Source organism: Thauera sp. GDN1 (genome assembly GCF_029223545.1).
GTDB lineage: Bacteria > Pseudomonadota > Gammaproteobacteria > Burkholderiales > Rhodocyclaceae > Thauera.
The window spans coordinates 685,445-711,403 of record NZ_CP097870.1 but is presented as its reverse complement, the minus strand read 5'-3'; the positions used below and the strand labels follow the sequence as shown (position 1 = coordinate 711,403).

Here is a 25,959-nt window from a genome sequence, read left to right as displayed (position 1 = left end):
GCACCAATAGAGCGCCGGCGGCGCTCAGCCCTGTCCGCCGCGCTTCTCGTCGGCCTCGATGCGGTCGAGCTCCTTGTCCATGTCCTCGAGCGAGGGCGGCACGTAATCGGCGGCCGCCTCCTGCTGGGGTGAAGGCCTGCTCATCATGTTCGCCAGGATGATGCCGAGTTCGTAGAGCAGGCACATCGGTACCGCGAGCATGAACTGCGAGACCACGTCGGGCGGCGTCACCACCGCGGCGATCACGAACGCGCCGACGATCACGTAGGGGCGCGCCTCGCGCAGCTTGGCGACATCGACGAGGCCCGCCTTCACCATCAGGATCACCGCCACCGGCACCTCGAAGGTGATGCCGAAGGCGATGAACATCGACATCACGAAGGACAGGTACTGCTCGATGTCCGGCGCGGGCACGATGCTCTTGGGCGCGAATTCGGCGATGAACTTGAACACCATGCCGAATACGAAAAAGTAGCAGAAGGCCATGCCGATCAGGAACAGCAGGGTGCTGCCGAGCACCAGCGGCAGGGCCAGGCGCTTCTCGTGCGCATACAGCCCGGGGGCGATGAAGGCCCAGGCCTGGTACAGGACCCAGGGCAGCGCGAACACGAAGGCGACCATCATCGTCACCTTCACCGGCACGAAGAAGGGCGTCACCACGCCGGTCGCGATCATGTTGGTGCCCGCGGGCAGCGTGTCCATCATCGGTTTGGCGAGGATGTCGTAGATGTCGCCGGCCCACGGCATCAGGCACACGAAGACGATGACGAGCGCAAGGAGCGCACGGATCAGGCGGTCGCGCAGCTCGATGAGATGCGCGATGAAGGTTTCCTGTTGTTCGGTCATACCTTGTTCTTGTCTGCGCTGGCGTCGCGACGTGCGGACGCATCGAGCCCGAGCTCGAGTTGCGGACGGGGCTCGGCAGCCGCCGGACGATCCTGGGCCAGCAGCTGGCTACCGGTCGCCGCGCCCCCGTGCTCCGCGGCTGCGGGCGCCGCATCGGCCCGCGCGCTCGCGCCAGGCTGCGCACTGCCGCCCTCGGGCAGCATCGAGCGCAGTTCTCCGGCGGTACGGCCGACCTCCGACTCGACGTTCGCCGCGCCGGAACGCACCGAGGACTCGAGTTCCTGGGCCTGGTGCCTGACCTGCTCCTGGAGCTTCTTCAGTTCCTCGAGCTGCATCTCGCGCTGGATGTCGGATTTCACGTCCGAGACGTAGCGCTGGACGCGCCCGAGCAGATGACCGGCGGTGCGTGCGACCTTGGGCAGGCGCTCAGGCCCGACCACGACCAGCATCACGATACCGATCACGATGAGTTCCGAAAAACCGAAGTCGAACATGTTTGCTCGCTCGAGACGCGGCACGCCTGCGCTGTGCCGCGTTAAAACGAAGGGGCGCTCCTGTCAGGGCGCCCCTCGGGTGTCGAGACGCGTCGCTCAGGACCGGTTCTGGTCGACCTTCTCGCGCGCTTCGCCCTCGATCGTCTGGCCGTCACCCGCGATCTTCTGCTGGCCGGCATCGCCAGCGGCGCCGCCATCGGCTTCCTTCATGCCTTCCTTGAAGCCCTTCACCGCGCCACCCAGGTCGGAACCGATGTTGCGCAGCTTCTTGGTGCCGAACACCAAGAGGACGATGACCAGCACGATCAGCCAGTGCCAGATGCTCAAAGAACCCATACCGCTCTCCTTAACGCTTCAACATGGGCGGCAGGGGATTGGACCCGCCCAGAATGTGAAGGTGCAGATGATACACCTCCTGCAGGCCGACCCTTCCGGTGTTCACGATCGTGCGGAAGCCGTCGGTACAACCTTGCTCGCGGGCAATCCTGCCCGCCGCAATCATCAGACGCCCCATCGCCGCCTCGTGTTCCTCGCCGAGGTGCGCCATCGAGTCGACATGGACCTTGGGAACGACCAGGACATGCACCGGCGCGACCGGGTTGATGTCGTGGAAGGCGTAGACGTGCTCGTCCTCATACACCTTCTTCGACGGGATCTCGCCGCGCACGATGCGGCAGAAGACGCAGTCGCTCATGCGCTGGCCCCCTGGGCGGTGCGCGACTTCTTCTCGTCGATGCCCGACACGCCCTCGCGGCGGCGGAACTCGGCGAGCACGTCGTCCACCGACAGGCCGTGGTGGGCGAGCAGCACCATGGAGTGGAACCACAGGTCGGTCACCTCCCACACCAGGTGCAGCATGTCCTTGTCCTTGGCCGCCATGATGGTCTCGGCGGCCTCTTCGGCGACCTTCTTGCAGATCGCGTCGGTGCCCTTCTGGTACAGGCTGGAGACGTAGGAGGAGTCCGGATCGGCCTTCTTGCGCGCGGCCAGGGTGTCGGCGACGCGATGCAGCACTTCGATATCGATCATTTGTAGATCTCCTGCGGGTCTTTCAAAACCGGTTCGACGGCCTCCCAGCGGCCGTCGGCGAAATACTTCTGGAAGAAGCAGCTGTGGCGCCCGGTGTGGCAGGCGATGCCGCCGACCTGCTCGATCTTCAGCAGCACGACGTCGTTGTCGCAGTCGATCCGGATGTCGAGCACCTTCTGCACGTGGCCGGACTCTTCGCCCTTGTGCCACAGCTTACGGCGCGAACGTGACCAGTAGATGGCTTCGCCGGTCTCGGCGGTGCGCTGCAGGGCCTCGCGGTTCATCCACGCGAACATCAGCACGTCGCCGGTGGAGGCTTCCTGCGCGATCACCGGCACCAGGCCGTGTTCGTCCCATGTGATTTCGTTCAACCAGCGCGTGTTCGTGCTCACAGCCGCACCTCGATGCCGCGCGCGCGCATCAGCTCCTTGGCCTCGCGCACGGTGTGCTGTCCGAAATGGAAGATGCTCGCCGCCAGCACCGCGTCGGCGCGACCTTCGGTGACGCCCTCGGCGAGATGCTCGAGGGTGCCGACGCCGCCGCTGGCGATCACCGGGATGCGTACCGCATCCGACACCGCACGCGTCAGCGCGAGGTCGAAGCCGCTCTTGGTGCCGTCGCGGTCCATGCTGGTGAGCAGGATCTCGCCCGCGCCCAGGGACTCGACCTTGCGCGCCCACTCGATGGCGTCGAGCCCGGTGTTGTTGCGCCCGCCGTGGGTGAACACCTCCCACTTGCCGGGCGCGGTCTGCTTGGCGTCGATCGCCACCACGATGCACTGGCTGCCGACCTTGCTCGAGGCGTCATGCACCAGTTGCGGGTTGTTGACCGCCGCGGTGTTCATGCTGACCTTGTCGGCCCCGGCGTTGAGCAGCCGGCGCACGTCCTCGACCACGCGCACGCCGCCGCCGACGGTGAGCGGGATGAAGACCTGCTCGGCGACCTGCTCGACCACGTGGAGGATGATGTCGCGATCGTCCGAGCTGGCGGTGATGTCGAGGAAGGTGATCTCGTCGGCGCCCTGCTCGTCGTAGCGGCGGGCGATCTCGACCGGATCGCCGGCGTCGCGCAGTTCGACGAAATTGACGCCCTTGACCACGCGCCCGGACTTCACGTCCAGGCAGGGAATGATGCGCTTGGCAAGCATCAGCGGCGCTCGCAGGAGAAGGTCATTCGGTCACGCCGTTGAGTTCGTCCGCGCGCGCCTGGGCGGCGGCGAAGTCGAGGGTGCCCTCGTAGATCGCGCGACCGGTGATCGCGCCCATGATGCCCTCGTCCTCGACCGCGCACAGCGCGTCGATGTCGCGCAGGTCGGTGATGCCGCCGCTGGCGATGACCGGGATGCGCAGCGCGCGCGCCAGGCGTACGGTGGCCTCGATATTGACGCCCGAGAGCATGCCGTCGCGGCCGATGTCGGTGTAGATCACCGACTCGACACCGTAGTCCTCGAACTTCTTCGCCAGGTCGACGACGTCGTGGCCGGTAAGCTTGGACCAGCCGTCGACCGCCACCTTGCCGTCCTTGGCGTCGAGCCCGACGATGAGGTGGCCGGGGAAGGCGCTGCAGGCGTCATGCAGGAAACCGGGGTTCTTGACCGCGGCGGTGCCGATGATGACGTAGCTGATGCCGTTGTCGAGGTAGTGCTCGATGGTGTCGAGGTCGCGGATGCCGCCCCCGAGCTGCACCGGGATGCCGTCACCGACGACGTCGGTGATCGCGCGGATCGCGGCGCCGTTCTTGGGCTTGCCGGCGAAGGCGCCGTTGAGGTCGACCAGGTGCAGGCGGCGGGCGCCGGCCTCCAGCCAGTGGCGCGCCATGGCGCCCGGGTCGGAGGAAAACACCGTGGCATCGTCCATCTCGCCCTGTTTCAGGCGAACACATTGACCGTCCTTGAGGTCGATGGCGGGGATCAGCAACATGGGGATCAGTTCAGAAGGGCGGAGTCGAAAGACAGGACCGTCGGCGCTCAGGGCTGCCAGCGGATGAAGTTTGCAAGCAGCCGAAGGCCTGCAGCGGCGCTCTTTTCCGGGTGGAACTGGGCCGCGAAGATATTAGCCCGCGCTACCGCACTGGTAAAGCGCAGGCCATAGTCGGTCTCGGCCGCGGTCAGCGCGGGGTCGGCCGGGGTCACGAAATAGCTGTGCACGAAATAGAAGCGCTCGCCGTCGGGGATGCCCTCCCACATAGGATGCGGTGCGGACTGCCAGACCTCGTTCCAGCCCATGTGCGGCACCTTGAGCAGGCTGCCGTCGGCCAGCCTCATGCGCTCCTCGGGAAAACGCACGACCTCGCCCGGCAGGATGCCGAGTCCGGGCACGTCGCCCTCGGCGCTGTGCTGGAACAGCATCTGCTGGCCGATGCAGATGCCGAGGAAGGGCTTCGCCGCCGCGGCGGCGAGCACCGCCGGGCGCAGGCCGCGCGCGTCGAGCTCGCGCATGCAGTCGGGCATCGCGCCCTGGCCGGGGAAGACGACGCGCTCGGCCGCGGCCACCCGTGCGGGATCGGAGGTGACGAAGACGTCGTGGCCGGGCGCCACGTGCTCGATCGCCTTCGCGACCGAGCGCAGGTTGCCCATGCCGTAATCGATGATGGCCACGGTGGTCATCGGCTTGACTCGCTATTCGACAGGATGGCGGCCGCGCAGGGCAGCCGCGGAAGGAAGAAGATCAGAGCGCGCCCTTGGTCGAGGGGATGGTGCCCGCCGCGCGCTCATCGCGCTCGGCCGCCATGCGCAACGCACGGGCAAAGGCCTTGAACACCGTCTCGCACTGATGGTGGGCGTTGTCGCCGCGCAGGTTGTCGATGTGCACCGTGACGCCGGCGTGATTGACGAAGCCCTGGAAGAATTCGCGCGCCAGGTCCACATCGAAGTTGCCGATGCGGGCGCGGGTGTAATTCACGAAATAGTGCAGGCCCGGGCGCCCGGAGAAATCCACCACCACGCGCGACAGGGCCTCGTCGAGCGGCACGTAGGCGTGACCGTAACGGCGCAGCCCCTTCTTGTCGCCGATCGCCTTCGCAAAGGCCTGGCCGAGCGTGATACCGACGTCCTCGACGGTGTGATGGTCGTCGATGTGGGTGTCACCCTCGCAGTGGATGTCGAGGTCGATCAGGCCGTGACGGACGATCTGGTCGAGCATGTGGTCGAAGAAGGGCACGCCGGTGTCGAGCTTGCCCTGGCCGGTACCGTCCAGGTCGATGCGCACCGTGATCTTCGTCTCGAGGGTGTTGCGAGTGACTTCTGCTTGCCGCATGGGGGGACTTCTGGCCAAAGGGTGAGGGGTCGCAGCCATGATACCATCGCGCGGCAAACTCGCTGCAACGCGCAGCCTGTGGCGCGGGGACGGTGGTGCTGTCGCGCTGCCCTCGCGCCGTGTCGGCGCCCCCTTCCACGCTTGGCGCGCGAGGCGCACTCGTTCCATCCAACCGCAGACATCCGCATGAGCCGCTTCTGGAGCGCCGTCGTCCACGGCCTGACCCCCTACGTGCCGGGCGAACAGCCCAAGCTGGACAACCTCGTCAAGCTCAACACCAACGAGCACCCCTACGGCCCCTCGCCGAAGGCGCTGGAAGCCATCCGCGCCGCCACCGGCGACGGCTTGCGCCTCTATCCGGATCCGAACGCCGATGCGCTCAAGACGGCACTCGCACGGCGCCACGGCGTAAAGCCGCAGCAGGTCTTCGTCGGCAACGGCTCGGACGAGGTCCTGGCGCACGCCTTCATGGCCCTGCTGAAGCACGATCGCGCGCTGTGGTTCCCGGACATCACCTACAGCTTCTACCCGGTGTATTGCGGGCTGTACGGCATCGCCCACCGCAGCATCCCGCTCGCCGAGGATTTCGCCATCCGCGTGGAGGACTACCTGCCGCAGCCCGGCCAGGCGGCAACCGAGCGCCCGGGCGCGATCATCTTCCCCAACCCCAACGCCCCGACCGGACGCCTGCTGGCGCTGGCCGATGTCGAGCGCATCGTCGCCGGCAATCCCGACGCCGTCGTGCTGGTCGATGAGGCCTACGTCGACTTCGGCGGCGAGAGCGCGATCGCGCTCGTCGACCGCTACCCGAACCTGCTCGTCGCCCACACATTCTCCAAGAGCCGCTCCCTCGCCGGCCTGCGCGTCGGCTATGCGGTCGGCCACGCCGAGCTGATCGAGGGCCTGGAGCGGGTCAAGAACAGCTTCAACTCCTACCCGCTCGACCGCCTGGCGATCGCCGGCGCGGTGGCGTCGGTGGAGGACGAGGCGTTTTTCCGGGAGAGCTGCCGCAAGGTCATCGCGACGCGCGAGAAGCTGGTCGCCGACATGCGGTCACTGGGATTCGAGGTACTGCCGTCGGCCGCGAACTTCATCTTCGCCCGCCATCCGCAGCGCGACGGTGGCGAGCTGACGGCAGAACTGCGCAAGCGCGCGATCATCGTGCGCCACTTCAAGGCGGCGCGCATCGACCAGTTCATGCGCATCACCATCGGCACCGACGAACAGTGCGACATCCTGATCGCGGCACTGAAGGAAATTCTCGCCGCCTGAGCGCCTTCAAGGCCTGCCGGCGGAGCGAACTGCTCCGCCGGCGCCCGATCAGACCTTCAGCCGCATCTCCGCCGAGCGCGCGTGCGCCTGCAGGCCCTCGCCATGGGCGAGGATGGACGCGACCCTGCCCAGATGCTGGGCGCCGGCCTGCGAGATGTTGACGATGCTGGTGCGCTTCTGGAAATCGTAAGTGCCGAGCGGCGACGAGAAGCGCGCGCTGCGCATGGTGGGCAGCACGTGATTGGGACCGGCGCAGTAGTCGCCGAGCGCCTCCACCGCCCAGTGGCCGACGAAGATCGCGCCGGCGTGGCGAATGCGGTCGATCCACGCCTCCGCATCGTCGAGCGACAGCTCGAGGTGCTCGGGCGCGATGCGGTTGGCGAGCGCGCAGGCCTGCTCCAGACTATCCACGTGGATCAGCGCACCGCGGTTGGCCAGCGACCTGGCGATGGTGTCGCGGCGCGGCATGGTCGGCAGCAGACGATCGATCGCCTCGTGCACCGCGTCGATGAAGGTCGCATCGGTGCACAGCAGGATCGACTGCGCGAGCTCGTCGTGCTCGGCCTGGGCGAAGAGGTCCATCGCCACCCAGTCGGCGTGGCCGGAGCCGTCCGAGATGATCAGCACCTCGGAGGGGCCGGCGACCATGTCGATGCCGACCGTGCCGAACACCCGGCGCTTGGCCTCGGCGACGTAGGCATTGCCCGGGCCGACGATCTTGTCCACCTGCGGGATGGTCTGGGTGCCGTAGGCGAGCGCCGCCACCGCTTGCGCGCCGCCGATGGTGAACACGCGGTCCACGCCGGTGATCGCCGCCGCCGCCAGCACCAGCGGGTTCTTCTCGCCGCGCGGAGTGGGCACGACCATGATCAGCTCGCCGACGCCGGCGACCTTGGCCGGGATCGCGTTCATCAGCACCGAGCTCGGGTAGGACGCGCGCCCGCCCGGCACGTAGAGGCCGACACGGTCGAGCGGCGTGACCTTCTGCCCCAGGCGGGTGCCGTCGGCCTCGGTGAACTCCCAGGACTCGCCCTTCTGGCGCTCGTGATAGACGCGCACGCGGTCGGCGGCGATGGTCAGCGCCTCGCGCTGCTCCTTCGACAGGCTGTCGAGGGCGGCATGCAGTTCGGACTTCGGCAGCTCCAGCGCCACCATCGAATGCACGTCCAGCCCGTCGAAGCGGCGGGTGTACTCGACCACCGCGGCGTCTCCGGTGGTGCGCACCGCGCGCAGGATCTCGGTGACGGCGCTGTCGATGCGTTCGTCGGCCTCGGACTCGAAGGCGAGCAGCGCGTCGAGCGTGGACAGGAATTCGGGCTCGCGCGCATCGAGGCGGCGGATGGGCGTCTGGCTCATGGATGCTTCCTTACGGTTTGATCGCGCCGGCGAAGGCGTCGAGCACCGGCTGGATGAGTTCGCGCTTGAGCTTGAGCGAGGCCTGGTTGACGATCAGGCGCGAGCTGATCGGCATGATGTCCTCGACCTCTTCCAGGTTGTTGGCGCGCAGCGTGCCGCCGGTGGACACCAGGTCGACGATGGCGTCGGCCAGCCCGACCAGGGGCGCGAGCTCCATCGAGCCGTAGAGCTTGATCAGGTCCACATGCATGCCCTTGCCGGCGAAGTGCGCCTTGGCGGCGTTCATGTACTTGGTGGCGACGCGGATGCGCCCGCCCGGCCGGGTGGCGGCGGCGTAGTCGAAGCCCTTCTGCACCGCGACGCACAGCCGGCACTTCGCGATCTCGAGGTCGAGCGGCTGGTACAGGCCCGCGCCGCCGTGCTCGACCAGCGTGTCCTTGCCGGCAATGCCGAGGTCGGCGGCGCCGTACTGCACGTAGGTCGGGGTGTCGGTGGCGCGCACGATGACCAGGCGCACGTCCGGCCGATTGGTGCCGATGATCAGCTTGCGCGAGGACTCGGGGTTGTCGGTGGGCACGATGCCCGCGGCTGCGAGCAGCGGCAGCGTCTCTTCGAAGATGCGCCCCTTGGACAGGGCGAGCGTGATGCTGGACACGTGAAAGGCCTTGATCTGGGTAAGCCCGCATTGTAACCCGGCGCCGCTTCTGTTAACCTTCTACGCGACTGGCTGAACCGCAACTGGCGGTTCGGCCTTTTCTTTTGTTTCGCCGCAGCGCCGGCGCGCCCCTCATGCAGGAACTTGCACCATGAAACCGTCGATCACCGTCTCCAGCAGCGACCTCGAGCGCCTCGAGGGTCTGCTCACCCTCCCCGCCTTCCGCAGCCGCAGCGACCTCGACGGCCTGCGCGAGGAACTCGAGCGCGCCGACGTGCGCGAGCCGCAGGACATGCCGGCCGACGTCATCACGATGAACAGCCGCGCGCGTTTCGTCGAGGAAGGCACCGGCCGCGAATACGAGCTGACCCTGGCCTACCCCAAGGACGCCAACGCCGAAGCCCACCGCGTGTCGATCTTCTCGCCCGCCGGCAGTGCGCTGCTCGGCCTGTCGGCCGGCCAGTCGATCGACTGGAAGGCTGCGGACGGCAAGGAGATCCGCCTGAAGGTGATCGAAGTCACCTGGCAGCCGGAAGCCAACGGCCAGTTCGAGCTCTGAGCCACTCCCCCGGGCCCTCATCCGTTCCCGCGCACGCATCCGCGACGATGCCTGCGCCCCGGACCGGGCGCCGGAATGACGAAGGGGCTGCCGGCTTGTCCGGGAGCCCCTTCTTGTTGAGCGGTCGGGCGCGCGCTGGCGCGCTTCGATGCGCTCAGGCCAGGCGCCGAACCTTCGCGCCGAGCGCGGCAAGCTTCTCTTCCAGGCGCTCGTAGCCGCGGTCGAGGTGATAGATGCGCTCGATCGTCGTCTCGCCCTCGGCCACCAGGCCGGCCACGACCAGCGAGGCCGAAGCCCGCAGGTCGGTCGCCATCACCGTCGCCCCCTCGAGCTTCGCCACCCCCTGGACCACCGCGGTATTGCCGTCGATGCGGATGTCGGCGCCCAGGCGCTGCAGCTCGACCGCGTGCATGAAACGGTTCTCGAAGATGGTCTCGCGGATCATCGCCACGCCATTGGCCACGCAGTTGATGGCCATGAACTGCGCCTGCATGTCGGTCGGGAAGGCCGGATAGGGCGCGGTGCGCAGGCTCACCGCGTTGAGCCGCGCCGGCGCCGACAGGCGGATCGCGTCGCGCTCGGACACCACCTCGCAGCCGGCGTCCATGAGCTTGTCGATCACCGCATCGAGGTAGCTCGAACTGGTGCCGGTCAGGCGCACCGAACCGCCGGTGACCGCAGCCGCGCACAGGTAGGTGCCGGTCTCGATGCGGTCGGGCATGATGCGGTGGGTCGCGCCGTGCAGGCGCTCGACGCCGCGGATGCGGATCACGTCGCTGCCCGCGCCGGAGATCTGCGCCCCCATCGCCACCAGGCAGTTGGCGAGATCGACCACCTCGGGCTCGCGCGCGGCGTTCTCGATCACGGTCTCGCCGTCGGCCAGCACGGCGGCCATCATCAGGTTCTCGGTGCCGGTCACCGTCACCATGTCGGTGAACAGGCGCGCGCCCTTCAGGCGCGGCACGGTCGCATGGACGTAGCCGTGCTCGACACGCACCTCGGCACCCATGGCCTGCAGGCCCTTGATGTGCTGGTCCACCGGGCGCGCACCGATCGCGCAGCCGCCGGGCAGCGAAACCCGTGCCTCGCCGCAGCGCGCGACCAGCGGGCCGAGCACCAGGATGGAGGCGCGCATGGTCTTGACCATCTCGTAGGGCGCGACCGGATTGTTCAGGCCCGAGGCGTCGAGCGTGACGGTGTCGCCGTCGCGCGCGACCTTCACCCCCATCTGCCCGAGCAGCTCGAGCAGGGTGCCGATGTCGTTCAACTGCGGCACATTGGTGAAGGTGACCGTCTCGGCGGTGAGCAGCGCCGCGCACAGGATGGGGAGCGCGGCGTTCTTGGCCCCGGAAATGGCGATCTCGCCCGACAGGCGGGCACCGCCCTCGATCAGCAGCTTGTCCATCTTCGCCTCACATGCCCAGTTCGCCGCGGCCTTCTTCCCACTGCGCAGGGGTGAAGGTCTGCAGTTGCAGGGCGTGGATCTCGTTGCCCATCAGGCGACCGAGGGTGGCGTACACCGCCTGATGCTGGCGCACCTTCATCTTGCCCTCGAAGGTGGCGCTGACGACGATGCCGCGGAAATGCACGCCGTCGTCGCCCTCGATGAAGACGAACTCGCAGGGCAGGCCCTGCTCGATCAGCCGCTTGATCTCGCTTGCTTCAAACATTTGGAATCCTTTACGAACGCAGCTTGTAGCCCCGGGCGAGCATCGCCAGGGTCAGGACCGCGAGTACCACGAAACACAGGCCCACAACGCCGAGCGACAGCCAGGGCGAGGTGTCCGATTGACCGAAGAAACCGTAGCGGAACCCGTCGATCATGAAGAAGAACGGGTTGAAATGCGACACATCCTGCCAGAACTGCGGCAGCGAATGGATGGAGTAGAACACGCCCGACAGCATCGTCAGCGGCATGATCAGGAAGTTCTGGAAGGCGGCCAGCTGGTCGAACTTGTCCGCCCAGATGCCGGCGATGACCCCGAAGGAGCCGAGGATGATCCCGCCCATCACCGCGAAGGCAAGCACCCACAGCGGGTTGGCCATCGGCACCTCGACGAAGGCCGCCGACACCGCGAGCACGCCCGCACCCACCATCAACCCGCGCAGGGTCGAGGCGATCACGTAGGCGGCGTAGAACTCGCGATAGGACAGCGGCGGCAGCAGCACGAAGATGATGTTGCCGGTGATCTTGCTCTGGATCAGCGAGGACGAGCTGTTGGCGAAGGCGTTCTGCAGCACCGACATCATCACCAGCCCGGGCACCAGGAAGCTGGTGTAGGCGACCTCGCCATAGACGGTGACGTGGCGGTCGAGCACGTGCGAGAAGATGAGCAGGAACAGCAGCGCGTTCAACACCGGCGCGGCGACCGTCTGGAAGCTGACCTTCCAGAAGCGCAGGGTCTCCTTGTACAGCAGGGTACGAAAGCCGGTCAGCGACGACTCGGGCGCCATCGGCTCGATGCGCGGCGCGGGACGGATTGCGGGGGAACGATCAGGCACGATTCATGACCTCGACGAAGACGCGCTCGAGGTCCGGCTCGCCGAGCTGCATTTCGGTCAGTCCGGCAGCGGCCTCGCGCAGGCGGGCGAGCAGGGTCTCGACCTCGGCGTAGCTGTCGAACGCGAACTCGACCCAGCCGCCCTCGGCAGCACTGCCGCCGAGCACCACGCCGCGCTCCGGATGCGCCAGGCGCACGCGCAGGCTGTGGGTGGCGAAGCGGCGCAGCAGGTTGTCGGTGGTGTCGAGCGCAACGATGCGCCCGGCCTTAAGCATCGCGATCCGACCGCACAGGGTCTCGGCCTCTTCGAGGTAGTGTGTGGTCAGCACGATGGTGTGGCCGTCGCGGTTGAGCTTGCGGATGAACTGCCACAGCCCCTGGCGCAGTTCGACATCCACGCCGGCGGTGGGCTCGTCGAGCACGATCACCGGCGGCCGATGCACCAGCGCCTGCGCCACCAGCACACGCCGCTTCATGCCACCCGACAGCGCGCGCATGTTGGCGTTGGCCTTGTGGGTGAGGTCCAGGCTGGCGAGGATCTCGTCGATCCAGTCGTCGTTGCTGCGGATGCCGAAGTAGCCCGACTGGATGCGCAACAGTTCGCGCACCGAGAAGAAGGGATCGAACACCAGCTCCTGCGGCACCACGCCGAGATTGCGGCGGGCATTGCGGTAGTCGGCGACCACGTCGTGACCCATGATCGCGAGCGAGCCGCTGTCCGGACGCACAAGGCCCGACAGCGCCGAGATCAGCGTGGTCTTGCCGGCACCGTTGGGGCCGAGCAGGCCGAAGAACTCGCCCTGGCCGATCTCGAGGTCGACACCGCCGAGCGCCTGCAGCGCGCCATAGCGCTTGGCGACGCCGTGGATGCGGATGGCGGGAACGGTCATCGCGCGCCTTCCAGCGGCAACAGCGGATCGATGTCGTAGAGCGCGGCCAGGCTCGCCATGGCGGCCGGCAGGCCGCGCACGCTCAGGCGATTGCCGGCCGTGCGTGCGCAGCGCATCCAGTCGAACAGCAGCGCGAGCGCTGCCGAGTCTGCAGTCGTGACGCCGGCGAAATCGACCACCAGGTCGCCCGCGCGCGCCAGCCGGCGGCCTTCCTCGAGCACCCCCGGCGCCGACACCATGGTCAGCTCGCCGGCGGGCGCGAATACGGTGACAGGGCCGGATGCGCTCATGCGCCGCGACCGCCTGCGCCCTGCTGCAGCCCCTGCTGCTCGGCGAGCGTGCGATTGCGCTCCTCCAGCGACTTGATCAGGCCGTCGATGCCGCCGCGGCTGATTTCCTGGCCGAAGCTGCTGCGATAGTTGGTGACCAGGCTCACGCCGGCGACGATGACGTCGAACACTTTCCAGCCCTTCTCGCTCTTCTCCAGCATGTAGTCGATGCCGACCGGCTGGGCGCCGGCCTGGATGACCTCGGTGCGGATCTGCACGCGGGTGTCGGCCTCGGCGAAGCGCGAGGGACGGAACTCGATGCGCTGGTCGCGATACTGGGTCAGCGCGTTGGAGTAGGTGCGCACGAGCAGGGTGCGGAAGGCGTCGGTGAGCCTGGCCTGCTGCTCGGGCGTGGCCTGGCGCCAGTCACGGCCGACGGCGAGCATGGTCATGCGGCGGAAGTCGAAGTGCGGCAGCACCTTGGCGTCGACCAGCTCGATCACGCGCTTGGTGTCGCCGGCCTGGATGGCCTTGTCGGCGCGCACGATCTCGAGCACCTCGTTGGTGACGTCCTTGACCAGCGCGTCTGGCGCCTTCAGATCGGTCGCGGCGCTCGCCGACATCGCGCCGGCGAACATCATGCACAGCAGGGGGAGGAGGAAACGGTTCGTCAGTGCTTTCATGTCTGGCCCTCAGTTCTTGTGGGTCGGGGATGCGGCCGCGCGCTCGAGCGCCAGCTCGCCGATGCCGACGAGTTCGAGGCGCTCCACCGCGGCGGCCGCGGCGGCATCCACCTCGTCGCCGAGCGGCGCGGCGGACTGCTCGTCGAAATCTTCGTACACCCGCTCCTGGCGGCCATCATCGACCTTGTAACGACGTTGTTCGAGATAGAAGTCGCGCACGAAGGCATAGCGGTCGAGCGCCGCCTCCTCCAGCGTGTGGTCGGCGCCGAGCAGCACCGAGCGCGCGTGCACCACGCGGGTGGCGGTCACGGTGTTGCGGGTCGGCACGTGGTCGATGGCGAACGGCGTCTCGCCCATCATGTCGGCCGGCATCGCGACCGCGTCACGCACCGTGCGCGGGCCGAAGAAGGGCAGCACGATGTAGGCGCCCTCGCCCACGCCCCAGCGCCCCAGGGTCTGGCCGAGGTCCTCGTCGTGCTTGGGCAGGCCGGCCTCGCTGGCGATGTCGAGCACGCCGAGCAGGCCCCAGGTCGAGTTGAGGGCGAAGCGCATCAGGTCGCTCACGCCCTCGGCGAACTTGCCCTGCAGGATGTTGTTGAGCGCGATCCAGGGGTCGGCGAGGTTGCCGAAGACGTTGCCGACGCCGGTGCGCACCGGGCTCGGAAGCACGGCATCATAGACCTGCGCCGCGGGCTTGACGACGGCCTTGTCGAGCTGGTCGTTGAAGCTGAACATCGCGCGGTTGAAGCCTTCGAGCGGATCGTTGGGGTTGGCGGTGGTGGCACAGCCCGTCAGCAGCGCGGCCGACAGCGCGGCAGCAGCCACGCCGGCGCGGGAGGAGCGGAAGACGTTTTGCATTGTTGTTTTCTCCGGAAGACCTGGCCGCCGCCTCACTGCGGCTGCGCGGGCGCGTCCGCGGCACGGTCGAACATGAACTGCCCGATCAGCTTCTCCAGCACCACCGCCGACTGGGTGATCAGCACGCGGTCGCCATTCTTCAGCATCGCCGAGTCGGCCCCCGCTTCCAGCCCGACGTACTGCTCGCCGAGCAGGCCGGAAGTCAGGATCGAGGCCGTGGTGTCGGCCGGGAAGCCATAGCGCCTGTCGATCTCGAGCTCGACCACCGCGCGATAGATCTCGGGATCGAAACGGATCGCGGCGACACGGCCGACCAGCACGCCCGAGCTCTTGACCGGGGCGCGCACCTTGAGGCCGCCGATGTTGTCGAAGGGCGCCTCGACGCGATAGGTCTCGCTGCCGTCCAGACCCGAGAAGTTGCCGACCTTCATCGCCAGGAAGACCAGCGCGGCGAAACCGATCGCAACAAAAATGCCGACCCACAGGTCGAGCGCGGTACGACTCATCATCAACCCCTGAACATGAAGGAGGTAAGCACGAAGTCCAGCGCCAGGATGGCCAGCGCGGACGTGACGACGGTGCGGGTGATCGCGCGCGACACGCCCTCGGCGGTCGGCTGGCAATCGTAGCCCTCGAACACCGCGATCAGCGACACCACCGTACCGAAGACCGCGGACTTGATCACGCCGTTCATCACGTCGTACTCGAATTCCACTGCAGCCTGCATCTGCGACCAGAACGCGCCGTCATCGACGCCGATCACCGCCACGGTGATCAGCCAGCCGCCGAAGATGCCCATCGCCGAGAACAGCGCCGCCAGCAGCGGCATCGACAGCACGCCGCCCCAGAAGCGCGGCGCGACCACGCGCGCGATCGGGTTGACCGCCATCATGTCCATCGCCTTCAGCTGCTCGGTGGCCTTCATCAGTCCGATCTCGGCGGTGATCGCGGAGCCGGCGCGGCTGGCGAACAGCAGCGCGGCGATCACCGGCCCGAGCTCGCGCAGCAGCGACAGCGCCACCATGACGCCCACCGCGTCGGCCGAGCCGTAGCGCTGCAGGATGTCGTAGCCCTGCAGCCCGAGCACCAGGCCGACGAACAGTCCCGAGACGACGATGATCAGCAGCGACAGCACGCCGCTGAAGTAGAGCTCGCGGATGGTGAGATGGATGCGGCGCAGCGACTGGCCGGAGTTCATCAGCACCGCGAGCAGGAAGCGGGTGGCGAAACCCAGCCGCCACACGCCGTCGATGGTCAGCGCGCCGATGCGGCGCAGCGCGGAGGCGATCGCGTTCATGCGCCCTCCTCGTTCAGCAGGCTGTCGATCGGCGGTGCCGGATAGTGGAAGGGCACCGGCCCGTCGGCCTCGGCATTGACGAACTGATGCACGAAGGGATCGCTCGAGGCGCGGATCTCGGCCGGCGTGCCCTGCGCGACGATGCGGCCGTCGGACACGAAGTAGATGTAATCGACGATGGCGAGCGACTCGTGCACGTCGTGGGTCACCATCACCGAGCTCGCGCCGAGCGCGTCGTTCAGCTTGCGGATCAGCTGGCCGATGATGCCGAGCGAGATCGGATCGAGGCCGGCGAAGGGCTCGTCGTACAGGATCAGCATCGGATCGAGCGCCACCGCGCGCGCCAGCGCCACCCGCCGCGCCATGCCGCCGGAGAGTTCGTTCGGATGCAGCTTCGCCGCACCGCGCAGCCCCACCGCCTGCAGCTTCATCAGCACCAGGTCGTGGATCATGTCCGCCGGCAACCCGGTGTGCTCGCGCAGCGGGAAGGCGACGTTGTCATGGACGCTCATGTCGGTGAACAGCGCACCGAACTGGAACAGCATGCCCATGCGCCGGCGCAGCGCGTAGAGCTCCTTGCCCGACAGGCGGGCGACGTTGCGCCCCTCGACCTCGACCGTGCCGGCGGTGGCCCGCAACTGGCCGCCAATCAGACGCAACAGCGTGGTCTTGCCGCAACCGCTGCCCCCCATGATGGCGATGACCTGGCCGCGATGCACGCTCAGATCGATGCCGCGCAGGACCTCGCGCTCGCCGTAGGCGAAGCGCACGTCGCGCAGGGAAACCAGCGGGGAAGTCTGTTCGGCAGACGTGGACACGGGGTATGAGGCGCCAGGAAAACCCTGAACTATAGCAGAGACCGATTGCAGCCGCCCGCTCGTTGCTGCAACGCAACAAGACACTCGCCATCGTCATCGCCCATGGAGATGCGTTGCGCTCCAGTCACTTGCACCTCGCACAGGCGATGCCGAACGCCCTCCCGATCAATGCCAAATGGCTATTCACTTTTTCATTTGATCCATTTAGCATGAACGCATGCACGCCACCGAAAACCTTCTTGTCATTCTCTCGACCACTCTCGCGGTCACCGCCTGCGCGCCCCTGCAGCGCGCGCCGGGCGCCCCGGGGCACCTCGATGCACGCGCCGCGAGCGCCCCGCGCCACGCCCCGGCGGGCGCGGGGCAGCACGCGGCTGCAAACGCGGGCGCGCAAGCGGCAAGCGCCGCGCCGCGGATGCACGACACGCCGGCGACGGCCGCAACGGTGCCCGCCGGCGGCAAGCAGCACGCGTCCGTACGCGGATACTCGGTCGACGTCCGCGAGCTCCCGGTCGCCGAACTGCTGCTCGCGATCGGTCGCGACGCCGGACTCGAACTGGATCTCCACGCCGGCATCGAAGGCCGCGTCACGCTGCGCGCACACGACCAGCCGCTGCACGAACTGCTCGCACGCATCGCCCGCCAGGCCGACATCCGCTACGAGCTGAACGGCGGCCACCTCGTGGTTCGCCCCGACACCCCGGTGATCCGCAGCTACGGCCTGGACTATGTCAACCTCAGCCGCGACATGCGCGGCACCGTCGCCACCAGCACGCAGATCGCCACCACCGGCACGGCCGGCCAGAACGCCGGCAGCGGCAACGCCTCGGTGACGCAGATCGAGACCCGCGCCAGCAACGACTTCTGGACCGCACTCGAAGCCAACCTGGTCAGCATCCTGGCCGGGACCGGCGGCCCCGGCTGCGGCGACGGCGCCAGCCGCCCCTGCCGCAGCGCGGACGTCATGATCAACCGCGAGAGCGGCGTGCTGATGGTGCGCGCCACCGCCCGCCAGCACGAGCAGCTGCGCGCCTTCCTCGGCAGCGTGCAGCAGGCCGCGCGCCGCCAGGTGATGATCGAGGCCACCATCGTCGAGGTCACCCTGGCCGACGGCTACCGCCAGGGCATCGACTGGACGCGCATCGGCGTGCCGGGCTGGAACGTCCGTCCGCGCGGCAGCGACGACGCGATGCCGGGCCAGCCCACGGTGTCCTACCTGTCTGCGCGCAACGATGTCCGCCTCGAACTGCTGGAGACCTTCGGCACCGTGAAGGTGCTGTCCAGCCCGCGCCTGTCGGTGCTCAACAACCAGACCGCGATGCTCAAGGTGGTCGAGGAGGTCGTGTACTTCCTGGTCGACAGCACCACCACCGAGTACGACGACCGCAAGCAGGCCCGCATCACCGCCACCACCACGCCGCAGTCGGTCTCGGTCGGCATGGTGATGTCGGTCACGCCGCAGATATCCGCCGACGGCGAGATCACCCTCAACGTGCGGCCGACGATCTCGGGCATCTCCGGCTTCAAGGACGACCCCAACCCCTCGCTCGGCGACATCCCCAATCGCGTGCCGCAGATCCGCACGCGCGAGATCGAATCCATGCTGCGCCTGCGCAGCGGCGAGATCGCGGTGCTCGGCGGGCTGATGGAGGACCGCGTCGACCACGACACCGGCCGCATCCCGCTGCTCGGCGACATCCCGCTCGTCGGCGAGCTGTTCACCCGCCGTGACAACGCGGTCCGGCGCACCGAGCTGCTGATCTTCCTGCGCCCGCTGCTGATCGACGAGCCCAGCCTGCAGGCGGGCTATGCCAACTACGCCGCGCTTCTGCCGGACGACCGCTTCCTCACCGACGGCCCCTCGCCCGGACAGCGCAACTTCCCGCACGTGCCGCTGCGCCCCCTGCTCGCGCCCGCCGGCACGACACCCGACGCCTCCTTCACCCCGAGCGACAGCCTGCCATGAACGCGCCCCCATCCATCGGCCAGACCCTGCTCGCCGCCGGCCTCATCAGCGCGGACCAGTTGCGGATCGCCCTCCACGAACAGCAGGACCGCCGCCAGCCCCTGGGGCCGATGCTGGTCCGGCTCGGTTTCGTCAGCGAGGCCGCGCTGCGCGACGCGCTTGCCGCACGCAGTGGCGTGCCCTGGGTGGACCTCGCCGCCGCGCTGGCCGATCCGGACGCCATCGCGCGCGTGCCGCAGGCCCTCGCCCGCCGCCACCGGCTGCTGCCGCTGCACTACGACACCGCACGCAAGCGGCTGATCGTCGCCATGGCCGACGCCCACGACATCGTCGCCCTCGACCGCCTGCGCGCCGAACTCGGCCCCGACGTGCACATCGAGCCGCGACTGGCCGGCGAGGGCGAGCTCGGACGCGCGATCGAGCAGCACTACGGCCAGGCGAGCTCGATCGAAGAGCTCGTGCGCGCCCTCGAGCAGCGCAACGGCGGGGCCGGCGCATCGCCGCGCGATCCGCAGCTCGTCGTGCGCCTGGTCGATGCGCTGCTCGCCGACGCGGTCTCGCGCGGGGCCTCCGACCTGCACTTCGAGCCCGAGGCCGGCTTCCTGCGCATCCGCCACCGCATCGACGGCGCACTGCGCCAGGTCCGCGCGCTGCACCGCGCGTGCTGGGCGGAGCTCGCGGTGCGCCTCAAGGTACTCGCCGGCATGGACATCGCCGAGTCGCGCAGCCCCCAGGACGGACGTATCAGTCTCGCGGTCGGCGGGCGACCGGTCGACTTCCGCGTCGCCACCCAGCCCACGCTGCACGGCGAGAACATCGTGCTGCGCATCCTCGACCGCGACAAGGGCATCGTGCCGCTGCAGGCGCTCGGTCTGACGCCCGCACAGGCGGACGATCTCGACCGCATCCTCGCCCGCCCCGAGGGCCTGGTGCTGGTGGTGGGTCCCACCGGGAGCGGCAAGACCACCACCCTGTACTCGATCCTCAACCACCTCAGCTCCGAGGCGGTGAACGTCATGACCCTGGAGGACCCGGTCGAGTATCCGCTGGCGATGATCCGCCAGACCCAGGTCGGGGAGGCCTCGCGCCTCGATTTCGCCGACGGCGTGCGCGCACTGCTGCGCCAGGACCCGGACATCATCCTGATCGGCGAGATCCGCGACGCGGACACCGCCACCATGGCCCTGCGCGCTGCGCTCACCGGCCATCAGGTGTTCGCCACCCTGCATGCCAACTCGGTGTTCGGCGCCATCCCGCGCCTGGTGGAGATCGGCCTGACACCCGAACTGCTCGCCGGCAACCTCACCGGCGTCCTGTCGCAGCGCCTGGTGCGCCGGTTGTGTCCGACCTGCCGCAAACCCGCCCCGGCGAGCGCGGCCGACCGCGCCCGCCTCGGACTGCCCGCCGACGGCGCGACCGCGATCGTCTACGAGGCCGCCGGTTGTCCGGCCTGCGACTTCCGCGGCTATCGCGGCCGGCTGGCGATCGCCGAGATCCTGCCCTTCGATGCCGAGCTCGACGAACTGGTCGCGCGCCGGGCACACGCCGCGGGACTGCGCGCCGCAGCGCGACGCAAGGGCCATCGCAGCCTCGCCGAGGACGGCGTGCGCCGCGTGCTCGATGGCAGCACCAGTGTGTGCGAGCTGGCGCGGGTGGTCGATCTGTCGACGCTGGCTCCGGCAAGCGGGGCGCTCGCGGAGGGCGCATGAGCCGCTTCCGCTACCGCGCCCTCGCCGAGGACGGCCGTCGCGTGCGCGGCGAGCTCGACGCGACCGACCTGCACGACCTGGAGCAGCGCCTGCGCGCGCAAGGCCTGCTCTTGATCACCGCCCGCCCCCGCCGCCCCGGCCTGCTCCGCGCGTCCCACATCGCGCGCCGCGAGCTGACCACCTTCTGCTTCCATCTCGAACAGCTGCTGGAAGCGGGCGTCCCGCCCTTCGAGAGCCTCGTGGCCCTGCGCGACGCGGTCACCGAACCGCGCCTGCAGCAGGTGATCGCCGCCATGCTCGCCGACATCGAGCGCGGCCTGCCCCTGTCCGAAGCGGCCGAGCGCCAGCCGCAGGCGTTCTCGCCGGTAGCGGCGAGCCTGCTGCGTGCCGGCGAGACCGCCGGTCGCCTGCCGCTGGCGGTGCGCGACATCGGCACGACGCTGGCCCGGGAAGAAGCCCTTGCGACCCATGCCCGCCGCATCGGCATCTACCCGGCAATCGTCGCCGCCATCCTGCTGCTGGCGATCGTGATCGCACTGACGCAGGTCGTCCCCGAGGTGGAGAAGCTGCTGCGCAGCGCCGGCCAGTCCCTGCCGCTGCAGACCCGCCTGCTGGTCGGCCTGTCGCAGGCGGTGCGCGACTGGGGCTGGGCGATGCTGCTCGCGCTCGCCGCCGGACTCGCGCTCGGCGCCCACGCCCTGGCACGCTCGGAGCATCTGCGCATCCGCGCCCACGCGCTGCGCCTGCGTCTGCCGCTGGTCGGCGAAATCCTGCGCAAGCTGGCGCTGGCACGCTTCGCCGCCCTGTTCGCGACCCTGTACGCGGCCGGCATCAACATCATCGACGCGCTGCGCACCAGCGAGGACGCGGTCGGCAACCTGGCACTGCGCGAGGGCCTGCGCCGCGCCCGCGAGGGCATCGAGCAGGGCCGTCCGCTGTCCGCCGCCTTCGAGGCGGCGCAGGTCTTCCCGCCGCTGGTCACCCGCATGCTCCGCCTCGGCGAGCACACCGGCGCCCTCGACCAGGCGCTGCACAAGGTCGCCAGCCTGTACCAGCGCGACGTGGCCGACGGCATCGCCCGCTTGCAGGCCGCAGCCGAACCCGCACTGACCATGGTGATGGGCGGCCTGCTGCTGTGGATCGCAAGCGCGGTGCTCGGCCCGATCTACGACATCATCACCCGCCTCCCGGTATAGCCCCGATGCTGAGCAAACCCCTCCTGCTGACGATCGACGCACTCGGCCTACAGGCATGGCAGATGCATGATTGCGAGCTCACCCTGCTGGCGAGTTTCGCCCCCGGCGAGGCGACGGCCGTGCGCGCCTGGCTAAGTGCGCGCAGGCGCCGCGAGTCGTGCCGGATCCTGGTCAACCTCGCCGACGAGGCCTACGAGATCGAGGACCTGCCACGCGTGCGCGGCGCCGACCGCCGGGCGCTGCTCGCCCGCCGCACCGCGGCCTGGTTTCCGCATCCCGAGTTCGCCCGCGCCTGCGCGCTCGGCCCCGCGCCCGATGGCCGCAAGGGTTTCGAGCGCGTCCTGTTCGCCGGGCTGGAGCGCGGCGACGAGCTGCGCCCGTGGCTGGAGGCGATCCGCGCGGGCGGGGCGCGCATCAGCCGGCTGATCCCGGCCGCCAGCCTCGTCCCCCTCGTGCTCGCCGCCACCGGCCAGGCGGCAACGAGCGCCGGGCCGCAGCTGGTGGCCGGCTTCGGCCGCGCCGGACTGCGCATCAGCCTGGTCGCCGACGGCCACACACAGTTCTCCCGCCTGGTCGGCCATGGCACGCTGGCCGATGCGACACACTCGGGCGCCTGGCTGGAGGAAGTCGAACGCACCCGCGACTACCTGCTCGCCCAGCACCGACTCCCGGACGAAAGGTCCGTGCCGATCAGGATGCTGGAAACGCCCGACCGGCTGCAGGAGCCGCCCCGAGCCACTGACGCGGCACCGCAGCGGCCGGGCGAAGCGCCCGCTTTCCTGTCGCCCTCCGCCGACGGAAACAAGCTCGACCACAGCGCCGCGGACGGGCAGCCGGACTTCGACCGGCGACTCCTGCTCGCCTTGGCGCACGCACCGGTCGATCTCGGCTGGCGGCCGCCCTCCCTTCGCAAGCAGGGCGGAGCCCTCGCCCTCGCACTCGCCCCGCGCACCCTGGCCCTCGCCGGTATTGGCGCCGCCATCGTGCTCGGCTGTGGCGTCTGGTACGTCGAGCACGAAGCGGCCGCAGCCGAAGCCGCCGGTCGCGCCGCTCGCCTGCAACCCGCGACCGAACCGCCACCGCCGGCGATCGATCCACCGCTCGCAGCACTCGAACCGGGCCCACCGCAACCTGCCGCGCCGCCGCCCTGTCCAGCCCCTGAAGTCCAGCGGCCGGTCTCCGCCGCAGCCGACCTCCCTGCGCCCCGGCGCATCGACGGCATCCTGCTGCGCCCGGACGGCGAAGCCCTGGTCTGGCTGGACGGCACGCTGACGAGCGCGCGCAAGGCCGGCCTGCAGCTCGCCGGCGGCGGCGAAGCCGCCCTGTCGCCAGCGCACGCACGCCACACCCGGCTGCGCGCCGGCGACCGCTGGACGGCGCCAGAGCAGCCGATGGCCACATCGCCCGCACCCCCTTCGCCATCGGCGCGCACCCTGCCCGCCGTCCCGGATGACGGCCCCGGGGCCTCGCCAGCCTCCGCGACGACGACGCCATGAGAACCGGCATCGCCGAGATGAAACCCCGCACCGAACGAAACCCGGCGCCCCGGACCGCGTCCGCCACCCCCGCCACCGGCCGCAGCGGAATCGGCGGCCAGGCCCTGATCGCCGCGCTGGTGCTGCTCGGCGTGCTCGCCGCGGGTGCAATGCTCGCCAACGGCGACTTGCGCGCCCGTGCCGAAGCCGTCGCCCACGCCCGCAGCCTGGAAGCGCTCGCCCAGGCGCGCGCCGCGCTGATCGGCTACGCCATCAGCTACGAGGAGGGCCACGCCGGCGAGGGCTACGGCTTTCTGCCCTGCCCGGACAGCGGCAACGACGGCTCGACCCCGATCGGCGCCTGCGGCGCACGCGGCTTGGCAGCGATCGGCAGGCTGCCCTGGCGCACGCTCGGCCTGCCCGATCTGCGCGACGGCTGGGGGGAGTGCCTGTGGTACGCGGTCGCCGGCAGCGTCAAGCACAACCCCAAGCCGCTGACGCTGAACTGGGACAGTTCCGGCCAGTTCGAGCCATTCACCACCGCTGGCGACCGCCTGCCGGTGGCCGCTCCCGACAGCCGCGCGGTTGCCGTCCTGTTCGCGCCCGGCCCCGCGCTCGACGGACAGATCCGCCCGCCCGGGCGCGCCTTCGGCTGCAGCGGCAGCGACTCGGCGCAGGCCGACCTCGCGCAGTATCTGGACACCAGCTTTCCGTCCGCCAGTACCGGCCCGATTGCGGTCATGCACGGCGCGCCGCAGCCGGGTGCGGAATCCACCGCCAACGACCTGGTCGCCTGGATCGGCATCGACGAGTTGTTCGACGCCCTGCGCCAACGTCACGACTTCGCGGACTACGTCGATGGGCTGGTCGGGCTGGCTGCGGCGGCCCTGCGCGCAAGCCTCGACGGCGGGTACGCCGACTGGCTGGCGCGCCATGCCACCCTTACCGGCGAGCTCGCCACCGGCATGCTGCCGTCCGCGGAAGCGCTCGGCCTCGCCGCCGACGCGCGCGGCCCGATCGACCTGTGGCGCGACCAGATGCGCTTCGCCGCCTGCCGCGGCGGCGAAGCCTGCATCGCCGTCGAGCGCGACGATCCGGCGCGCGTCGAACACTGCCGCGCGGTGCTCATGATGGGCGGCGAACGCCTGCGTACCGGATCGCAACGCCAGCAGCGGACGACGCCCGCCGAGCGCGCCGATCCCGCGCAGTATTTCGAAGGCATCAATGCCCTTCATCTCGCCACCGGCGTGCCCGCCTTCGCCGGCGCCGCGCGCTTCACCGCCCCCGATCGCGACCGGCCGGCGACCGCCGACGTCATCCGCTGCCTGCCATGAACACTCGCCATCGCCCCCCGCGCATTCCCCTGTCACGGCGCGCGCCCGCGCATGTCCCGCACGCCCGTCGCGCTTTGGCCTCCCGGTTCCGCAGCAGGGGTTTCACGCTCGTCGAGCTGGCCATGGTGCTGGTGATCCTCGCGCTCCTCGGCGGCAGCCTGCTGGCGCCGCTTGCCAGCCGCATCGAGGCCCGCGACCGCCAGGCCGCACTCGAGCGCCTGCGCGACATCCAGCAGGCGCTGACCGGCTTCGCGATCATCCACGGCCGCCTGCCCTGCCCGAGCACCGAGGCCGACCCTGCCCACCCGCGCTACGGTGTCGAGGACGCCCCGCCCTGCAGCTTCGCGGTCGAGGGCCGCCTGCCCTGGCGCAGCCTCGCCCTGCCCGCGACCGACCCCTGGGGCAGCGCACGGCTGCAGCCCGGCGACGGCTGGGCGGGGCACTGGCACTACCGGGTCGACCCTGCATTCGCCAGCACAACGATAAGCGCTGCCACCGTCCCCGTCGGCGACCTGCAGATCCGCGGCCACGACGGCAGCCGCATCACCACCACCGACTCGCAGGCGGTGGCGATCGTCTATTCGACCGGGCCGAACCGCCGGGCCGACGGGCTCAACGCCAGCTATTCGGCAAGCGCAGCCGCCTACCAGGCCGGCGAAGCGACGGCCGACTTCGACGACCTGCTCGCCTGGGTCGGCCGGCCGCTGCTGATCGCGCGCATCGCCCAGGCCGGCCGCCTTTAGCCGCCCCTCTTTGGCCGCCGCCTTCCAGGCCCATCGCCCACCTCACGCCCACCCCGCAGCCGACCCAGGCACCACCCATCCACCACACCACCATCCCGGAGAAACGCACATGAAGAAGAAGCCTCAGAACGGATTCACCCTGGTCGAGATCGCCATCGTCCTGCTCGTCATCGGCCTGCTGCTCGGCGGGGTGTTGAAGGGCCAGGAACTGATCGACAGCGCGAAGGCGAAGAACCTCGCGCAGGACCTGCGCAGCATCCCCGCAATGGTGCACGCCTACCAGGACAGGTTCCGCACGCTGCCCGGCGACGATCCGGCGGCGGTGCGCCACCTGTGCAGCGGCGGGGAAAGCTGCACGGTCGTCGGCAACGGCGACGGCCTGATCGAAGGCGCCTGGGATGCCACCGGCAGCGCCGAGACCCTACGCTTCTGGCAGCACCTGCGCCTGGCCAACCTGATGACCGGCAGCACCGACACCGACGACCCCGGCTTCCTGCCGCGCAACGCGCTCGGCGGACGCCTCGGGGTACAGCGCGGCAACGGCACGCTCGGCATGACGGCCAGCCTGGTGGTGTGCTCCGACGCCATCCCCGGCAAGCTGGTGCGCCAGCTCGACATCGCGCTCGACGACGGCGACCCCGGCCGCGGCTCGCTGCGCGCGGGGACCACCGGCGTCACCGGCCTGGTGGCGATTTCGGCGGGCAGCCCGCTCGAGGACGGGAACAGCTACACGGTCTGCGCCAGTCTCTGAGCGT

The 25,959-nt window shown here is 69.5% G+C and carries 31 protein-coding genes; 9 read left to right on the top strand and 22 right to left on the bottom strand.

The window, feature by feature from the left end; translation table 11 throughout:
* Nucleotides 1-24: 24 nt before the first annotated feature.
* The 10 genes from tatC to hisB all read right to left on the bottom strand — a co-directional run bounded on the left by tatC (nt 25) and on the right by hisB (nt 5,623).
* A complete protein-coding gene (gene tatC, locus CKCBHOJB_RS03200; RefSeq protein WP_281050591.1) occupies nt 25-846 on the bottom strand; it encodes a twin-arginine translocase subunit TatC in 822 nt (273 codons plus the stop codon).
* Nucleotides 843-1,340 carry a Sec-independent protein translocase protein TatB gene (tatB, locus tag CKCBHOJB_RS03195; RefSeq protein WP_281050590.1) on the bottom strand — a complete coding sequence of 166 codons (498 nt, stop codon included), beginning with the start codon at nt 1,338-1,340 and terminating at the stop codon, nt 843-845. The genes tatC and tatB overlap by 4 nt, the downstream gene beginning before the upstream one ends.
* A 96-nt stretch (nt 1,341-1,436) precedes the next feature.
* Nucleotides 1,437-1,676, bottom strand: a complete 240-nt coding sequence (tatA, locus tag CKCBHOJB_RS03190; RefSeq protein WP_281050589.1) for a Sec-independent protein translocase subunit TatA — start codon at nt 1,674-1,676, stop codon at nt 1,437-1,439.
* Between the two features lie 10 nt (nt 1,677-1,686).
* Nucleotides 1,687-2,034 carry a histidine triad nucleotide-binding protein gene (locus CKCBHOJB_RS03185; RefSeq protein ID WP_281050588.1) on the bottom strand — a complete coding sequence of 116 codons (348 nt, stop codon included), beginning with the start codon at nt 2,032-2,034 and terminating at the stop codon, nt 1,687-1,689.
* Entirely contained in the window at nt 2,031-2,369 is a 339-nt protein-coding gene (locus tag CKCBHOJB_RS03180; RefSeq protein WP_281050587.1) for a phosphoribosyl-ATP diphosphatase, read from the bottom strand. Before CKCBHOJB_RS03180 ends, CKCBHOJB_RS03185 begins: the two co-directional genes overlap by 4 nt.
* Nucleotides 2,366-2,761 carry a phosphoribosyl-AMP cyclohydrolase gene (hisI, locus tag CKCBHOJB_RS03175; protein ID WP_281050586.1) on the bottom strand — a complete coding sequence of 132 codons (396 nt, stop codon included), beginning with the start codon at nt 2,759-2,761 and terminating at the stop codon, nt 2,366-2,368. The genes CKCBHOJB_RS03180 and hisI overlap by 4 nt, the downstream gene beginning before the upstream one ends.
* Nucleotides 2,758-3,519 carry an imidazole glycerol phosphate synthase subunit HisF gene (hisF, locus tag CKCBHOJB_RS03170; RefSeq protein ID WP_348634863.1) on the bottom strand — a complete coding sequence of 254 codons (762 nt, stop codon included), beginning with the start codon at nt 3,517-3,519 and terminating at the stop codon, nt 2,758-2,760. The genes hisI and hisF overlap by 4 nt, the downstream gene beginning before the upstream one ends.
* A gap of 19 nt (nt 3,520-3,538) precedes the next feature.
* On the bottom strand, nt 3,539-4,288 hold the full coding sequence (hisA, locus tag CKCBHOJB_RS03165) for a 1-(5-phosphoribosyl)-5-[(5-phosphoribosylamino)methylideneamino]imidazole-4-carboxamide isomerase (RefSeq protein WP_281050584.1): 750 nt from the start codon (nt 4,286-4,288) through the stop codon (nt 3,539-3,541).
* 47 nt (nt 4,289-4,335) lie between these two features.
* The gene (gene hisH, locus CKCBHOJB_RS03160; protein WP_281050583.1) at nt 4,336-4,974 is read right to left on the bottom strand and encodes an imidazole glycerol phosphate synthase subunit HisH; all 639 of its coding nucleotides are present in this window, start codon (nt 4,972-4,974) and stop codon (nt 4,336-4,338) included.
* 61 nt (nt 4,975-5,035) lie between these two features.
* Nucleotides 5,036-5,623, bottom strand: a complete 588-nt coding sequence (hisB, locus tag CKCBHOJB_RS03155) for an imidazoleglycerol-phosphate dehydratase HisB (RefSeq protein ID WP_281050582.1) — start codon at nt 5,621-5,623, stop codon at nt 5,036-5,038.
* A gap of 186 nt (nt 5,624-5,809) precedes the next feature.
* On the opposite strand from hisB, the gene hisC reads away from it, so the two are divergent.
* Nucleotides 5,810-6,895, top strand: a complete 1,086-nt coding sequence (hisC, locus tag CKCBHOJB_RS03150; RefSeq protein ID WP_281050581.1) for a histidinol-phosphate transaminase — start codon at nt 5,810-5,812, stop codon at nt 6,893-6,895.
* A gap of 48 nt (nt 6,896-6,943) precedes the next feature.
* Here the strand turns inward: hisC and hisD are convergent, their stop codons facing one another.
* The gene (hisD, locus tag CKCBHOJB_RS03145; protein WP_281050580.1) at nt 6,944-8,251 is read right to left on the bottom strand and encodes a histidinol dehydrogenase; all 1,308 of its coding nucleotides are present in this window, start codon (nt 8,249-8,251) and stop codon (nt 6,944-6,946) included.
* Nucleotides 8,252-8,261: 10 nt separating this feature from the next.
* Complete coding sequence (hisG, locus tag CKCBHOJB_RS03140) at nt 8,262-8,906, bottom strand: ATP phosphoribosyltransferase (protein WP_281050579.1); 645 nt, start codon at nt 8,904-8,906, stop codon at nt 8,262-8,264.
* A gap of 151 nt (nt 8,907-9,057) precedes the next feature.
* Here hisG and rnk point away from each other — a divergent pair, with 151 nt between their 5' ends.
* Nucleotides 9,058-9,465: a nucleoside diphosphate kinase regulator gene (gene rnk / locus CKCBHOJB_RS03135; protein ID WP_281050578.1), complete on the top strand. Its 408-nt coding sequence runs from the start codon at nt 9,058-9,060 to the stop codon at nt 9,463-9,465.
* A gap of 154 nt (nt 9,466-9,619) precedes the next feature.
* Here the strand turns inward: rnk and murA are convergent, their stop codons facing one another.
* The 10 genes from murA to CKCBHOJB_RS03085 are packed head-to-tail and all read right to left on the bottom strand — an operon-like array spanning nt 9,620 to nt 16,781.
* Nucleotides 9,620-10,870 carry a UDP-N-acetylglucosamine 1-carboxyvinyltransferase gene (murA, locus tag CKCBHOJB_RS03130; RefSeq protein WP_281050577.1) on the bottom strand — a complete coding sequence of 417 codons (1,251 nt, stop codon included), beginning with the start codon at nt 10,868-10,870 and terminating at the stop codon, nt 9,620-9,622.
* A gap of 7 nt (nt 10,871-10,877) precedes the next feature.
* Nucleotides 10,878-11,135, bottom strand: coding sequence for a BolA/IbaG family iron-sulfur metabolism protein (locus tag CKCBHOJB_RS03125; RefSeq protein WP_281050576.1), 258 nt, complete (start codon nt 11,133-11,135; stop codon nt 10,878-10,880).
* 10 nt (nt 11,136-11,145) lie between these two features.
* Nucleotides 11,146-11,967, bottom strand: coding sequence for an ABC transporter permease (locus CKCBHOJB_RS03120; RefSeq protein ID WP_281050575.1), 822 nt, complete (start codon nt 11,965-11,967; stop codon nt 11,146-11,148).
* Nucleotides 11,960-12,856 (bottom strand): ABC transporter ATP-binding protein, encoded by an 897-nt coding sequence (locus CKCBHOJB_RS03115; protein WP_281050574.1) that lies wholly within the window; start codon nt 12,854-12,856, stop codon nt 11,960-11,962. The genes CKCBHOJB_RS03120 and CKCBHOJB_RS03115 overlap by 8 nt, the downstream gene beginning before the upstream one ends.
* On the bottom strand, nt 12,853-13,146 hold the full coding sequence (locus tag CKCBHOJB_RS03110) for an STAS domain-containing protein (protein ID WP_281050573.1): 294 nt from the start codon (nt 13,144-13,146) through the stop codon (nt 12,853-12,855). The genes CKCBHOJB_RS03115 and CKCBHOJB_RS03110 overlap by 4 nt, the downstream gene beginning before the upstream one ends.
* Nucleotides 13,143-13,808 carry an ABC transporter substrate-binding protein gene (locus tag CKCBHOJB_RS03105; RefSeq protein ID WP_281050572.1) on the bottom strand — a complete coding sequence of 222 codons (666 nt, stop codon included), beginning with the start codon at nt 13,806-13,808 and terminating at the stop codon, nt 13,143-13,145. Before CKCBHOJB_RS03105 ends, CKCBHOJB_RS03110 begins: the two co-directional genes overlap by 4 nt.
* 9 nt (nt 13,809-13,817) lie before the next feature.
* On the bottom strand, nt 13,818-14,666 hold the full coding sequence (locus CKCBHOJB_RS03100; RefSeq protein ID WP_281050571.1) for a VacJ family lipoprotein: 849 nt from the start codon (nt 14,664-14,666) through the stop codon (nt 13,818-13,820).
* Between the two features lie 32 nt (nt 14,667-14,698).
* Nucleotides 14,699-15,172: an outer membrane lipid asymmetry maintenance protein MlaD gene (mlaD, locus tag CKCBHOJB_RS03095; protein ID WP_281051601.1), complete on the bottom strand. Its 474-nt coding sequence runs from the start codon at nt 15,170-15,172 to the stop codon at nt 14,699-14,701.
* Nucleotides 15,173-15,174: 2 nt separating this feature from the next.
* A complete protein-coding gene (gene mlaE / locus CKCBHOJB_RS03090) occupies nt 15,175-15,963 on the bottom strand; it encodes a lipid asymmetry maintenance ABC transporter permease subunit MlaE (protein WP_281050570.1) in 789 nt (262 codons plus the stop codon).
* On the bottom strand, nt 15,960-16,781 hold the full coding sequence (locus CKCBHOJB_RS03085) for an ABC transporter ATP-binding protein (RefSeq protein WP_281050569.1): 822 nt from the start codon (nt 16,779-16,781) through the stop codon (nt 15,960-15,962). The genes mlaE and CKCBHOJB_RS03085 overlap by 4 nt, the downstream gene beginning before the upstream one ends.
* Before the next feature lie 217 nt (nt 16,782-16,998).
* Between CKCBHOJB_RS03085 and CKCBHOJB_RS03080 the strand changes: the two genes are divergently transcribed.
* The 7 genes from CKCBHOJB_RS03080 (at nt 16,999) to CKCBHOJB_RS03050 (ending at nt 25,955) form a co-directional block, all read left to right on the top strand.
* The gene (locus tag CKCBHOJB_RS03080; protein WP_281050568.1) at nt 16,999-18,747 is read left to right on the top strand and encodes a pilus (MSHA type) biogenesis protein MshL; all 1,749 of its coding nucleotides are present in this window, start codon (nt 16,999-17,001) and stop codon (nt 18,745-18,747) included.
* Complete coding sequence (locus CKCBHOJB_RS03075) at nt 18,744-20,456, top strand: type II/IV secretion system protein (RefSeq protein WP_281050567.1); 1,713 nt, start codon at nt 18,744-18,746, stop codon at nt 20,454-20,456. Before CKCBHOJB_RS03080 ends, CKCBHOJB_RS03075 begins: the two co-directional genes overlap by 4 nt.
* Nucleotides 20,453-21,652: a type II secretion system F family protein gene (locus CKCBHOJB_RS03070; RefSeq protein ID WP_281050566.1), complete on the top strand. Its 1,200-nt coding sequence runs from the start codon at nt 20,453-20,455 to the stop codon at nt 21,650-21,652. Before CKCBHOJB_RS03075 ends, CKCBHOJB_RS03070 begins: the two co-directional genes overlap by 4 nt.
* Nucleotides 21,653-21,657: 5 nt before the next feature.
* Nucleotides 21,658-23,148, top strand: coding sequence for a hypothetical protein (locus CKCBHOJB_RS03065; protein WP_281050565.1), 1,491 nt, complete (start codon nt 21,658-21,660; stop codon nt 23,146-23,148).
* Nucleotides 23,145-24,461, top strand: coding sequence for a hypothetical protein (locus tag CKCBHOJB_RS03060; RefSeq protein WP_281050564.1), 1,317 nt, complete (start codon nt 23,145-23,147; stop codon nt 24,459-24,461). The genes CKCBHOJB_RS03065 and CKCBHOJB_RS03060 overlap by 4 nt, the downstream gene beginning before the upstream one ends.
* A gap of 74 nt (nt 24,462-24,535) precedes the next feature.
* Nucleotides 24,536-25,204 (top strand): type II secretion system protein, encoded by a 669-nt coding sequence (locus tag CKCBHOJB_RS03055; RefSeq protein ID WP_348634857.1) that lies wholly within the window; start codon nt 24,536-24,538, stop codon nt 25,202-25,204.
* Nucleotides 25,205-25,313: 109 nt separating this feature from the next.
* Complete coding sequence (locus CKCBHOJB_RS03050; RefSeq protein ID WP_281050562.1) at nt 25,314-25,955, top strand: prepilin-type N-terminal cleavage/methylation domain-containing protein; 642 nt, start codon at nt 25,314-25,316, stop codon at nt 25,953-25,955.
* Nucleotides 25,956-25,959: the final 4 nt, after the last annotated feature.

Coding starts and splice junctions, on each gene's coding strand:
- tatA (WP_281050589.1), bottom strand. CDS start 1,676: ATGGGTTCTTTGAGCATCTGGCACTGGCTGATCGTGCTGGTCATCGTC.
- CKCBHOJB_RS03185 (WP_281050588.1), bottom strand. CDS start 2,034: ATGAGCGACTGCGTCTTCTGCCGCATCGTGCGCGGCGAGATCCCGTCG.
- CKCBHOJB_RS03065 (WP_281050565.1), top strand. CDS start 21,658: ATGCTGAGCAAACCCCTCCTGCTGACGATCGACGCACTCGGCCTACAG.
- CKCBHOJB_RS03060 (WP_281050564.1), top strand. CDS start 23,145: ATGAGAACCGGCATCGCCGAGATGAAACCCCGCACCGAACGAAACCCG.
- CKCBHOJB_RS03180 (WP_281050587.1), bottom strand. CDS start 2,369: ATGATCGATATCGAAGTGCTGCATCGCGTCGCCGACACCCTGGCCGCG.
- CKCBHOJB_RS03110 (WP_281050573.1), bottom strand. CDS start 13,146: ATGAGCGCATCCGGCCCTGTCACCGTATTCGCGCCCGCCGGCGAGCTG.
- hisD (WP_281050580.1), bottom strand. CDS start 8,251: ATGAGCCAGACGCCCATCCGCCGCCTCGATGCGCGCGAGCCCGAATTC.
- CKCBHOJB_RS03050 (WP_281050562.1), top strand. CDS start 25,314: ATGAAGAAGAAGCCTCAGAACGGATTCACCCTGGTCGAGATCGCCATC.
- CKCBHOJB_RS03105 (WP_281050572.1), bottom strand. CDS start 13,808: ATGAAAGCACTGACGAACCGTTTCCTCCTCCCCCTGCTGTGCATGATG.
- mlaD (WP_281051601.1), bottom strand. CDS start 15,172: ATGAGTCGTACCGCGCTCGACCTGTGGGTCGGCATTTTTGTTGCGATC.
- rnk (WP_281050578.1), top strand. CDS start 9,058: ATGAAACCGTCGATCACCGTCTCCAGCAGCGACCTCGAGCGCCTCGAG.
- tatB (WP_281050590.1), bottom strand. CDS start 1,340: ATGTTCGACTTCGGTTTTTCGGAACTCATCGTGATCGGTATCGTGATG.
- murA (WP_281050577.1), bottom strand. CDS start 10,870: ATGGACAAGCTGCTGATCGAGGGCGGTGCCCGCCTGTCGGGCGAGATC.
- hisA (WP_281050584.1), bottom strand. CDS start 4,288: ATGTTGCTGATCCCCGCCATCGACCTCAAGGACGGTCAATGTGTTCGC.
- CKCBHOJB_RS03080 (WP_281050568.1), top strand. CDS start 16,999: ATGCACGCCACCGAAAACCTTCTTGTCATTCTCTCGACCACTCTCGCG.
- mlaE (WP_281050570.1), bottom strand. CDS start 15,963: ATGAACGCGATCGCCTCCGCGCTGCGCCGCATCGGCGCGCTGACCATC.
- hisB (WP_281050582.1), bottom strand. CDS start 5,623: ATGCGGCAAGCAGAAGTCACTCGCAACACCCTCGAGACGAAGATCACG.
- CKCBHOJB_RS03125 (WP_281050576.1), bottom strand. CDS start 11,135: ATGTTTGAAGCAAGCGAGATCAAGCGGCTGATCGAGCAGGGCCTGCCC.
- CKCBHOJB_RS03100 (WP_281050571.1), bottom strand. CDS start 14,666: ATGCAAAACGTCTTCCGCTCCTCCCGCGCCGGCGTGGCTGCTGCCGCG.
- hisC (WP_281050581.1), top strand. CDS start 5,810: ATGAGCCGCTTCTGGAGCGCCGTCGTCCACGGCCTGACCCCCTACGTG.
- tatC (WP_281050591.1), bottom strand. CDS start 846: ATGACCGAACAACAGGAAACCTTCATCGCGCATCTCATCGAGCTGCGC.
- hisH (WP_281050583.1), bottom strand. CDS start 4,974: ATGACCACCGTGGCCATCATCGATTACGGCATGGGCAACCTGCGCTCG.
- CKCBHOJB_RS03070 (WP_281050566.1), top strand. CDS start 20,453: ATGAGCCGCTTCCGCTACCGCGCCCTCGCCGAGGACGGCCGTCGCGTG.
- CKCBHOJB_RS03115 (WP_281050574.1), bottom strand. CDS start 12,856: ATGACCGTTCCCGCCATCCGCATCCACGGCGTCGCCAAGCGCTATGGC.
- CKCBHOJB_RS03075 (WP_281050567.1), top strand. CDS start 18,744: ATGAACGCGCCCCCATCCATCGGCCAGACCCTGCTCGCCGCCGGCCTC.